Here is an 11906-nt window from a genome sequence, read left to right as displayed (position 1 = left end):
CTAACGCTCAAGGCCTTGACACCAAATCCCCTTCTCTTAGCTTTACAACTAGGCTCAACAGGCACCACTCTGCCAAATAAATTGGCCCATTTTTAGAGAAGTTGGTTGACAAATGGTAGAAAATTTAAGCGAGTCGAGAGATTTTTAGTTTTTACCCAGCCTAGTTTTAGCTTATTTCATCGTTGGGAATAAGAGGACGTCACGGATGCTGGTTACGTTGGTAAGAAGCATAACGAGGCGGTCGATTCCAATTCCAAGTCCACCTGTTGGTGGCATTCCATATTCAAGGGCTTCAACGAAGTCGTAGTCAATACCAGTTGCTTCGTCATCTCCCAATTCTTTAGCCTTGGCTTGAGCTTCAAAGCGGGAAAGTTGATCGATTGGATCGTTCAATTCTGTGAAGGCGTTGGCAAATTCTTTACCGACGATAAAGAGTTCGAAACGATCGGTGAAGCGAGGATCCTCAGGATTTTTCTTAGCCAATGGAGAAACCTCAACTGGGTGACCATAAATGAAAGTTGGTTGAATCAAGGTGTCTTCCACGAATTCTTCAAAGAAGGCATTGATGATATGACCAACTGAAGTGAAGTGTTTTTCCACAGGAACCTGATGTTCCTTGGCTAGTTCTTGAGCTTGTTCCAAGGTCATTTCTTGCCAGAAGTCTACCCCGGTAATGTCTTTAATGGCATCAATCATATGTAGACGAGCGAAATCATGACCAATGTTGATTTCTTGGTCTTGATAGGTAATGACAGCTTGGTCTGTAACAGCTTTAGCTGCTGCTTGAATAATTCCTTGGACCAAGTCCATAATATCTTGGAAGTCTGCATAAGCTTGATAGGCTTCAATGGTTGTGAACTCTGGATTGTGGGTAGCGTCCATACCTTCATTTCGGAAAATACGTCCCATCTCGTAAACACGTTCCATACCACCAACGATTAACCGTTTCAAGTGTAGCTCTGTTGCAATACGGAGTACCATATCCATGTTTTGCGCATTGTGGTGGGTTTCAAAGGGACGAGCAGCAGCTCCACCAGCTTCGTTATGAAGGACAGGTGTTTCTACCTCAAGGAACCCTTGGTTATCTAGATAACGGCGGATTTCAGATACAATTTTGGAGCGCGCCATGAACCGCTCAAAACTCTCACGGTTGGAGATAAGATCCAAATAGCGTTTGCGGTAGATGGTCTCAACGTCAGATAAACCATGGAATTTTTCAGGAAGCGGTCGAAGGGATTTAGACAAGTGCGTTAGGTGACTAGCCTTGATGGACAATTCTCCCATATCGGTCCGCATGACTTGACCTTCAACACCGATAAAATCACCTAAATCCGCTTTCTTAAAGATTTCATAGTTTTCTTCGCCAACTTCATCCTTACGGACATAAATTTGAATTTGGCCATCACGGTCTTGGACATGTGCAAATCCGACCTTTCCTTTGCCTCGCTTTGTCATCAAGCGACCGGCGATGGTTGCTGACTCGTTTAAGTCATTAAGTGCTTCTTTGTCCAAGTCTGCATATTTCTCTTTCAATTCTGCAGAATTTGCACTTCGTTCGAAGCGCTGACCGAAGGGATCAATACCAGCATCCGCCAAGGCCTGCATTTTTTCCCGACGAATGATTTGCTGGTCATTGAGTTCCTCTGTTAGATGGTGTGACATATTTTCCTCCTCTGTCATCCGTAGACTATTTTTTATTTTATCACAATTACAAGGGTTATGAGTGGATAGATTCGACTTTTACAGACTCTAAAAAGCTTGTATCATTCCAACTTAGGAGTTGGAAATCATTAAAATTATCCGTCTCTAAGATGGTAAGACTACCGTTTGCAAGACCGCCCCAGTCTCGGATGAAGGCAGGGCTTACTCCTAAAAGGGTACGAAGGGAAGCTACTAGATTAGCACCATGCCCTACAAAGAGAACATGTTCATAAGGTTGATTCTTTAGACTGTGTACCAATTCAGCAACTCGTTGGGTGGTTTTATAAACAGATTCAGCTTCGAACATGTCGTAATTAAACTTGGCTAGATTATGACGGAAGGCTCGAATCTGTTGGGGATAGATGGCTTCCATAGTGGCAATTTTTTGACCTTCTAAGCGGCCCAGTTGCCACTCACGGAGTGATTCTTGGGGTTCAATCTTAACTGGATGAAGATTTTGAGCTTGAATAATTTGAGCTGTATGAAGTGCCCGTGGAAGATCACTAGAGAAGATTCTATCGAAATGGATGTGCTGTAGGTGTTTTCCCAGAGTTTCGATATCCCCAATAGATTGGTCTAATAGTGGTGAATCTCCACTAGCTCCTTGAAAACGTCCTTCCTCGTTCCATTCCGTTCTACCATGACGAACAAAGTATAACTTCATTATTTTTCTTCTCCTTTCTCACGAAAATTAGCAAAGCTTGCGCCTACGAATTGAGCTAGTTCTTGGGGATTGACTTGGACACTTTGGCCAATTTCACCTGCAGAAACCAAGATGCTCGAGAAATCTAAAGCCCGATCATCGAAGTAGATTGGGTACTGATGCCGCTGGCGAATACCGACGGGATTGTTGGCTCCATGAACATAGCCAGTTGTTTTTTCCAAGTCTTTTTGGGGAATCATCTGAACTTTCTTATTACCAGATAATGCTGCCAATTTTTTCTCGGCTAGATGATCTTCTATGGAGAGTACACCAATAAGTGGGCCAGTTTTGTCTCCTTTAAGAGCCAAGGTTTTAAAGATTTGTTTGCGATTAATATCATCAGGGGTCTGACCTTCGAGCCCATTAAATTGGTGAGCTTGATACTCAATACCAGCTTTGGTCAAGATTTGTTCGACCAAGGTTTTTTTGATTTTTTTCTTAGCCATATTGCTCCTTTGTGTCATAAAGAGAGGCTGGGACCTCAGTCCCAGCCTTTGATTCTATTCTGTCTGGGAAGCATTTTGGTATTGGTAGTCTACAGCGTCCCTCTGGAATAATTTTTTATAAACATCAGCGGTATTTTTGAGTGGGGAGATCTGATTCAAATCAACCTCCTTATCAAAACCTGGTAACCAACCTCGGGAGGTATATTGATGGAGGTCATAGTCAATGTCTGTCGAAGGGGCAGCATTGTAGTAACCGGAATCAACACCATAGGTGGGGAACCAGACAGCATCAAATTTATCAGTGCTGATACTGTGTTCTTCCATGAAATAGGTTCCAATGTAAATACCAATATTCTTCGCACCTAGTTCTTGTAATCTGACACGGAAGGCCTCAACTCCTTTGTCCATGTTGGACATGGTTTTTTCTTCCACATCTAACCAGTAGTAGGTTGGCTTGTATTTGGCGGAAGCTTGATAGAATTCTTCGGCTTCCTTTTGCATTTCTTTGACTGAACCAGCTGCAACATAGGCATAGACAGCGACAGGAATATCTCTCTTTTTGAATTCTTCAATGTGTTTTTGATAGGATTTGTCAATTCCGTTGAGATAAGTGGCTGCATTTTCCTTTTTAGCTTGAGCTCCACTGTGGACTCGAATGATAGCACCAGACACACCAGCTGCCATAGCATCATAGTCAATTTCTTCCGGTAATTGCCAGCCAGAGAGGTCTACGATGGGACGTAGGTTGACGTTTTCCGTTGTTGTTTTTTTCTTTTTCTTTGTTTCGCTTTTTTTCTTTTTGGCTTCCTCGGTGGCCTTGGCTGCACGAGCCGCTTCTTGTTCAGCTTTTAAGAATTGAACTTGATTATGGCCGGCAATCAGACTAAGAAAGATGAAACCGAAAAAGACTGCCATATAAATAGGATTTATCCTTTGTCTCATAAGCTTCATTCTATCTTAAAATGATTGAAATGACAAGGAATCTCACCTGTTTTTGGGTAAAAATAGAAAAACTGTCCAATTGGAAGGGGTGCTACTGTCTTTGGCTTTTTTTTCGTCGGTGAAAATGGTATAATCAAGGCTGAATTTTTAGAGAAAACGGGTACGTGATGAAGATTGAAAAACGCTACTTGTTAAACTACTCAATCCTAATTCCTTACCTCATATTGTCTATCTTGGGTTTGATTGTAGTCTATTCAACGACTAGTGCCAACTCGATTCAGAGTGGTGGAAATCCATTCAGCTCAGTTTTGACACAGGGGGTCTTTTGGATTGCGAGTTTAATCGGGATTGCCTTGATTTATAAATTAAAACTAGATTTTTTAAAGAACTCAAAAGTAGTAGGGGCCATTCTAGCCATTGTTATTCTATTGCTCATTGTCTCGCGCTTTTTTGGAGCGACGATTAATGGGGCACGAGGTTGGATTTTATTGGGACCTCTGAGTATTCAACCAGCTGAATACCTCAAGGTTGTGATGGTCTGGTATTTGGCTTCCGTTTTTAGCCGAGAGCAAGACTTGATAGCTAGGAGCGATTATTATGCTCTGACTAAGAATACTTTTTGGCCACGCTCTTTTACAGATTGGCGAGTAGCTGTCATGTTCTCGTTAGCCGTTGTGGCTTCCTTACCTGACTTGGGGAATGCGACAATTTTGACATTCCTGGTATTGATGATGGTTTCCTTGAGTGGGATTTCCTATCGTTGGTTTATGACGAGTCTTGGAGCTGTGGTAGCTTTGTCAGCTGCTGTTTTGGGAACGATTCGACTTATTGGGGTAGATGTTGTTGCGAAGATTCCCTTATTTGGTTATATTGCCAAGCGTTTCAGTGCCTTCTTTAATCCTTTTGAGGACTTGTCTGATTCTGGGCATCAGTTGGCGAATTCTTACTATGCCATGAGCAATGGTTCTTGGTTTGGTCTTGGCTTGGGCAATTCCATCGAGAAGAATGGCTATCTGCCGGAAGCGCATACCGATTTTGTCTTTTCGATTGTGATCGAGGAGTTAGGTTTTGTCGGTGCGAGTCTGATTTTAGGTTTGCTTTTCTTTTTAATTCTTCGAATTTTACTGGTAGGAATCCGAGCGCGTGATCCTTTTAATGCCATGTTGGCAACAGGCGTTGGTGGTCTTTTATTGACGCAGACTTTTGTTAATATTGGTGGGATTTCAGGACTAATTCCCTCGACTGGGGTAACCTTCCCCTTCTTGTCGCAGGGCGGGAACAGTCTTCTGGTTCTCTCTATTGCAATTGCGTTTGTTTTAAATGTTGACGCGGCGGAAACGAAAAAAGAACTAGAAGAAACCAACTCTCACTATTGAGGATGAAAGAACTTATTGGATAGGGCGGGATGGGGAAGAGCCTCTTCCACGCCTCTTTTTGCATATTAGGAGTATCTATGGAAAAATTAGAGTACCAGGTGTCTGCCGATCTTATCGCTCAAGATGCCCAAGAATTGACTCGAATGGTCAATCAGATTGTAGCAGGCGCTTTTGGACCAGAAGTGCTTGATGAGATTGCCCAGGTAAAAACCTGGGTAGTAGAAGGGGAGGACCAGGCTATCGCGACCTTCCTGAAGGACTTGGAATTGAGTCGCTTAGCCCTTTTAGTGCGTTATTTTGCAGTTGTTCCTCTGTTAATCAATATAGCGGAAGATGTGGATTTGGAAGTAACCATTCAGCGGCGCAATAATTTGCAAGAAGACTATCTTGGGAAACTCAGTCAAGCTGTAGCTCGGACTGCTCAAATGGAAAATGCCCAAGCCCTTCTAGAAGATTTACAAGTAGTACCGGTTTTGACGGCCCATCCGACTCAGGTTCAACGGAAGTCTTTGCTTGATTTGACAGCCCAAATTCATGAATTACTGAAACGTAAGCGGATGGCTTTACCCGGTGACCTTAATCAAGCTGAGTGGGAAGAAGAGCTTTACCGTTATTTAGAGACAATTTTACAAACGGATTTGATCCGGGAGCAAAAACTAACCGTAACCAATGAAATCGTCAATGCTATGGCTTATTATCGGAGCTCGCTCCTTGAAGCTGTCCCACGTTTGACACAGACCTATCGGAATTTAGCTCAGGAACAGGGACTATCCGTACCTGCCAGTAAGCCTGTGTCTATGGGAATGTGGATTGGTGGTGACCGGGATGGAAATCCGTTTGTCACAGCTGAAACCCTGAAGGAATCAGCACGGGTGCAGCAAGAAGTTCTTTTTGATTTCTATTTGCAACATCTAAACAAGCTGTATCGGGATTATTCTGTCTCACTCAACCTAACACATGTGAGTGAAGACGTGAGTCGCATGGCTAGTCTCTCACAGGATAATTCGATTTTTAGAGAAAAAGAACCCTATAGACGCGCTCTTTCCTGGATTCGTGACCGTCTTCTAAAAACTCAGCGGAACATGCAGGCCTTTTTAGGGCGAGCAGAGTATCTGGCTTTGGCTGGTAAAGACTTGGTTAACATTCAACAGGAGCGGGATTGGGAGCAAATCCCTGCTTATTCTTCCGCAGAAGAATTTAAGGTAGAGTTGGAGCAGGTACAAGCGTCATTAGCGACCTGTGGTCAACAGCATTTGGCGAGTGGGAAGTTGAGTCAACTCATTACAGCAGTAGAGGTCTTTGGTTTTTACCTGGCTAGCATTGACCTTCGTCAAGATTCCTCTATCCATGAAGCTTGTGTGGCAGAATTATTGGCAACAGCTGGTCTCATGGAAGACTATTCCAGTCAATCTGAAGAAGAAAAAGTATCTGTCCTGCTTGAACTACTGGAAAAGGATCCACGTCCCTTGTCGGCTCCAACCCTTCCAAAGAGTGATTTACTAGCTAAGGAATTGTCTATTCTTACCATGGCTGCTCAGTTGAAAGATGTGCTTGGTGAAGAAGTGATTCGTCAGTCCATTATTTCCCATGCAACCAGTGTCTCTGATCTTTTGGAATTAGCAATTCTGTTGAAAGAAGTTGGACTGGTCAACCGTGAGCGTACTCGTCTTCAATTGGTACCTCTTTTTGAAACAATTGAGGATTTGGAAGCTTCTCGTCGGACCATGCGGTCTTACCTATCCTTGGATTTGGTTCAAAGATGGATTGTCTCCTGTAATGGCTATCAAGAAATTATGTTAGGCTATTCAGATAGTAATAAGGATGGAGGCTATCTGTCATCAGTTTGGTCTCTTTACCAGGCGCAAGAAGACTTGCAGAAATTAGGTCAAGAATTTGGGGTGAAAGTAACATTCTTCCATGGACGTGGAGGAACAGTTGGTCGTGGCGGCGGCCCTACCTATGAGGCTATTATTGCACAACCTCTTGAAAGTATTCGCGATCGCATTCGTCTAACAGAGCAAGGAGAGGTTATTGCCAATAAATACGGGAATAAGGAAGCTGCTTACTACAATTTGGAGATGCTTCTGTCCGCCTCACTTGATCGCATGGTGAGTTTGGAAACAGAATTGAGTCCCGAGCAACGGGAGACCTATGGTCGGGTGATGAATCATTTGGTAGAGACTAGTTACCAGGCCTATCGTGACCTAGTCTTTGAAAATCCGGCATTCTATGATTTCTTCTTTGAAGCTAGTCCGATTACGGAAATTTCCAGTCTGAATATTGGTTCGCGCCCAGCGGCTAGAAAGACGATTACAGAAATTTCAGGATTAAGGGCTATTCCGTGGGTCTTTTCGTGGTCCCAGAACCGGATCATGCTACCTGGATGGTACGGTGTTGGGTGCGCCTTTCAAACTTTAATGGCTGAGGACAGTGAGTGGCTCTCCATTCTCCGTCAAATGTATCAGAAATGGCCATTTTTCAGGGGCTTGCTCTCCAATGTTGATATGGTCTTAGCCAAATCAAATATGACAATCGCGGGTCATTATCGGGATTTAGTCCAGGAACCGCAAGTAGCGGCTGTCTATGACTTGATTTTAGCAGAATGGCAAAAAACCAAAGAAAGTATCCTATTAATAGAGGAACGAGAAGAACTATTGGCGGACAATACTTATCTTTCTAATAGTTTGTCTTATCGGATGCCGTATTTTGATGTTTTAAACTATGTTCAAGTTGAGTTGATTCGGCGTAAGCGAGAAGGTAAATTACCAGCTTCTGCGGACTCCTTGATTGCGACTACGATTAATGGAATTGCGACGGGGCTTCGGAACTCGGGTTAATCCCTGGGAAAAAATTAAAAAAAGAGGTAAAAGGCTTGATTTTTTCTAACAGTCTGATAGAATAGTATGGAAAGTTAGACTGTATTGCCTACTGTCTATCTATAAAATATATTTTATTGGAGGCTTTTACCCAAATGGCAAAAGAAAAATACGATCGTAGTAAACCCCACGTTAACGTTGGTACAATTGGACACGTTGACCACGGTAAAACTACCCTAACTGCAGCGATTACAACTGTTTTGGCACGTCGTTTGCCTTCATCAGTTAACCAACCTAAAGATTACGCTTCTATCGATGCTGCTCCAGAAGAGCGCGAACGCGGAATTACTATCAACACTGCACACGTTGAGTACGAAACTGAAAAACGTCACTACGCTCACATCGACGCTCCAGGACACGCGGACTACGTTAAAAACATGATCACTGGTGCGGCTCAAATGGACGGAGCGATCCTTGTAGTTGCATCTACAGATGGACCAATGCCACAAACTCGTGAGCACATCCTTCTTTCTCGTCAGGTTGGTGTTAAAAACTTGATCGTCTTCATGAACAAAGTTGACCTTGTTGATGATGAAGAGTTGCTTGAGTTGGTTGAAATGGAAATCCGTGACCTTCTTTCAGAATACGATTTCCCAGGTGATGATCTACCAGTTATCCAAGGTTCAGCTCTTAAAGCTCTTGAAGGTGATTCAGCATTTGAAGATATCATCATGGAATTGATGGATACTGTTGACTCATACATTCCAGAACCAGAACGTGATACTGACAAACCATTGCTTCTTCCAGTCGAGGACGTATTCTCAATCACTGGTCGTGGTACTGTTGCTTCAGGACGTATCGACCGTGGTGTGGTTCGTGTTAACGATGAAATCGAAATCGTTGGTATCAAAGAAGAAACTACTAAAGCAGTTGTTACTGGAGTTGAAATGTTCCGTAAACAATTGGATGAAGGTCTTGCAGGAGACAACGTTGGTGTTCTTCTTCGTGGTGTTCAACGTGATGAAATCGAACGTGGACAAGTTATCGCTAAACCAGGTTCTATCAACCCACACACTAAATTCAAAGGTGAAGTTTACATCCTTACTAAAGAAGAAGGTGGACGTCACACTCCATTCTTCAACAACTACCGTCCTCAATTCTACTTCCGTACTACTGACGTAACTGGTTCTATCGAGTTGCCAGCAGGTACTGAAATGGTTATGCCTGGTGATAACGTGACAATCGACGTTGAGTTGATCCACCCAATCGCCGTAGAACAAGGAACAACATTCTCTATCCGTGAGGGTGGACGTACTGTTGGTTCAGGTATGGTTACTGAAATCGAAGCTTAATTCGGTTCATTTCCTAGATTAACAATTTAAGTCAGAACAACGCTAGCTTGGCCTTTGGTCAGGCTAGCGTTTTTGTGATTCCTCTTTTTTTCTGAGCGGCTTTGTGATAAAATAAGGACTGTAATAAAAATAGAAGAGGTATGTGAAATGTCACGTAAACCAATTATCGCAGGTAACTGGAAAATGAATAAAAACCCTCAAGAAGCACAAGCTTTTGTAGAGGGGCTTGCAGGTAAATTGCCATCAACTGACCTTGTTGAGGCAGCTATTGCAGCACCAGCTGTAGATTTGAACGCACTGCTATGGTTCTCTAAAGATTCAGACCTTAAAGTGGCAGCGCAAAACTGCTACTTTGAAGATGCAGGTGCTTTCACTGGTGAAACTAGTCCAAAAGTCTTGAATGAAATGGGTGTTGACTACGTTGTTATCGGTCACTCAGAGCGTCGTGATTACTTCCACGAAACAGATGAAGATATCAATAAAAAAGCACACGCAATCTTCCGTAACGGTATGACTCCAATTATCTGTTGTGGTGAGTCTCTTGAAACTTATGAAGCTGGACAAGCGGTTGAGTTTGTTGGTGCACAAGTTTCAGCAGCTCTTAAAGATCTTTCAGCTGAGCAAGTGGCTTCACTTGTGATTGCTTATGAGCCAATCTGGGCTATCGGTACTGGTAAATCTGCAACACAAGATGACGCGCAAAAAATGTGTAAAGCTGTTCGTGACGTTGTTGCTGCAGACTTTGGCCAAGAAGTGGCAGATAAAGTGCGTGTACAATACGGTGGTTCTGTAAACCCATCAAATGTTAAAGATTACATGGCTTGTCCAGATGTAGATGGAGCTCTTGTTGGGGGTGCTTCTCTTGAAGTGGATAGCTTCCTAGCTCTTTTGGACTTTGTAAACTAATCGATTTTTATAATTTTTGATTATATTTTCTAATAATGCTTGAGGTTGAGGCTTTTGTCTCAGCCTTTTTGGTTATTTATATTGAAAAAACTGAAAAGGTAGTATAAAATAAATGAGAATATAGTAAAAAATAAAGGAAATAAGTGAATGAAACATGGATCGCAGCAACGCTTCTCTATTCGGAAATATTCCTTTGGGGCAGCCTCTGTTCTTATTGCTAACCTTGTATTCATGGGAGGGCAAGTGCAGGCGGATAGTTTACAAGAAGCTTCGGTAGTATCAGAAGTAATTAGTCAAGAAATTTCAAGAAGTGGTTCTGGCGAGCAGGATCCAATCCTTTCATCTAGTAAAGGGAATGTTGAGGTTCAAGCGGAAGTAGCAACGACTGTTGTAAGTGAAGAGATTTCGATTAAAGAGACAGAGACAGTGGAACCAAGTTCAGTAGTAAAGGAAGAGGTATCCACAAAGTCTAAATTACGAACAACGTTTCAACCAAAGTCCGTGGAGGTAAAACCGCAGCTTGAATCTTCGGATTTATTCTCGACAGGTAGAGCAGCAACTGCGGGGAATCCGATTTTAGCAAGCCTTCCTGATGCAGGAACATATGTATTTGATGAGTCTACGGATGTTCATGTCCAGCCACGGTTATCTTCGGGTGTCGTAGCGACGTATCAAAAAGGTCAGTCTGTTGCATATGATCGAATTTTGACAGAAGATGATCGTTTATGGTTATCCTACATTGCTACTTCAGGTACGAGACGGTATGTGGCTCTCCCTGCACAAAATAATGCAGGACAAACAACAGATACTGCTGTTGCAAATACCTTGAATGCCCTAGCTCCTCAAGGGACTTATACGTTTAGCAAAACTGCAGGTGTGAAAAATGAAGCCCGAATTGCTAGCCCTAATGTCGCAACTTATAAACCTGGGCAGACTGTGCGTTACGATCGTGTTCTCACAGCAGATAGTCATCGATGGATTTCCTATATTTCTTATTCTGGAGCTCGTCGTTATGTAGCGATCGAAGAGATTAGTCAACCAAGCAAACCAGTAGCTCCAGCAGTTAAGGTGGAAAAGACAGGAAAGGTTGCCAGCAGTAATGTAACAACTCAAGGCTATGAGATTCGAGTTAGTCAAGTACAGCATCCAGAAGGTGTTAAGGAAGTTCTTGTCCCTAGCTGGTCTGAGAAGAATGGGCAGGATGATATTATCTGGCATAAGGCTAACCGACAAGCAGATGGTACCTATAAAGCCTTTATTCCAACAGTAGATCACAAATATGATAGTGGTCCTTATCAATCTCATGTATACTATGTAACCAACCAAAACAAACGTGAATTTGTGACCAAAACACAGGTTAGTGTCCCACAAGCACCAGTCGTTCAGAAAACGGGTCAGGTTTCGACGTCTAATGTTTCATCGACAGGTTTTGACGTGGTAGTTAAGAATGTCAATCACCCAGCTGGTGTCAAAGAAGTTTTGGTTCCAACTTGGTCTGAAAAGAATGGTCAAGACGATATTGTTTGGCATAAGGCAAGCAAACAAACTGATGGAAGTTATAAAGTCCACATTGAGACCAGCCAACATAAATATGATTCAGGTAAGTATCAGGTTCATGTGCATTACGTGACTGGAAGCAATCAACGGACTTATGTGACTGAGAC

The 11906-nt window shown here is 42.8% G+C and carries 9 protein-coding genes; 5 read left to right on the top strand and 4 right to left on the bottom strand.

Annotated elements, in window-relative coordinates:
• Window positions 1–171 precede the first annotated feature (171 nt).
• From lysS to ACXM1Q_RS07220, 4 genes are read right to left on the bottom strand one after another with little or no spacing between them, the layout of a single operon-like run.
• Complete coding sequence (gene lysS / locus ACXM1Q_RS07235) at window positions 172–1662, bottom strand: lysine--tRNA ligase (RefSeq protein WP_458517489.1); 1491 nt, start codon at window positions 1660–1662, stop codon at window positions 172–174.
• A gap of 55 nt (window positions 1663–1717) precedes the next feature.
• Window positions 1718–2365, bottom strand: a complete 648-nt coding sequence (locus ACXM1Q_RS07230; protein WP_458517488.1) for a histidine phosphatase family protein — start codon at window positions 2363–2365, stop codon at window positions 1718–1720.
• Window positions 2365–2850: an aminoacyl-tRNA deacylase gene (locus ACXM1Q_RS07225; RefSeq protein WP_458517487.1), complete on the bottom strand. Its 486-nt coding sequence runs from the start codon at window positions 2848–2850 to the stop codon at window positions 2365–2367. The genes ACXM1Q_RS07230 and ACXM1Q_RS07225 overlap by 1 nt, the downstream gene beginning before the upstream one ends.
• A 54-nt stretch (window positions 2851–2904) precedes the next feature.
• A complete protein-coding gene (locus ACXM1Q_RS07220; protein ID WP_458517486.1) occupies window positions 2905–3792 on the bottom strand; it encodes a glycoside hydrolase family 25 protein in 888 nt (295 codons plus the stop codon).
• A 167-nt stretch (window positions 3793–3959) separates the two neighbouring features.
• Between ACXM1Q_RS07220 and ftsW the strand changes: the two genes are divergently transcribed.
• The 5 genes from ftsW to ACXM1Q_RS07195 all read left to right on the top strand — a co-directional run.
• Entirely contained in the window at window positions 3960–5168 is a 1209-nt protein-coding gene (gene ftsW, locus ACXM1Q_RS07215; protein WP_458517485.1) for a cell division peptidoglycan polymerase FtsW, read from the top strand.
• 77 nt (window positions 5169–5245) lie between these two features.
• The gene (gene ppc / locus ACXM1Q_RS07210) at window positions 5246–8005 is read left to right on the top strand and encodes a phosphoenolpyruvate carboxylase (protein WP_458517484.1); all 2760 of its coding nucleotides are present in this window, start codon (window positions 5246–5248) and stop codon (window positions 8003–8005) included.
• 134 nt (window positions 8006–8139) lie between these two features.
• Complete coding sequence (tuf, locus tag ACXM1Q_RS07205) at window positions 8140–9336, top strand: elongation factor Tu (protein ID WP_179925281.1); 1197 nt, start codon at window positions 8140–8142, stop codon at window positions 9334–9336.
• A gap of 147 nt (window positions 9337–9483) precedes the next feature.
• A complete protein-coding gene (tpiA, locus tag ACXM1Q_RS07200) occupies window positions 9484–10242 on the top strand; it encodes a triose-phosphate isomerase (RefSeq protein WP_458517483.1) in 759 nt (252 codons plus the stop codon).
• Window positions 10243–10389: 147 nt separating this feature from the next.
• The coding region (locus ACXM1Q_RS07195) for a GBS Bsp-like repeat-containing protein (protein WP_458517482.1) at window positions 10390–11906 on the top strand (1517 nt) is incomplete at its 3' end.

Source organism: Streptococcus sp. 10F2 (genome assembly GCF_054331515.2).
Note: the sequence above shows the minus strand (reverse complement) of the source record. Positions and strands in the feature narration are given on the sequence as shown.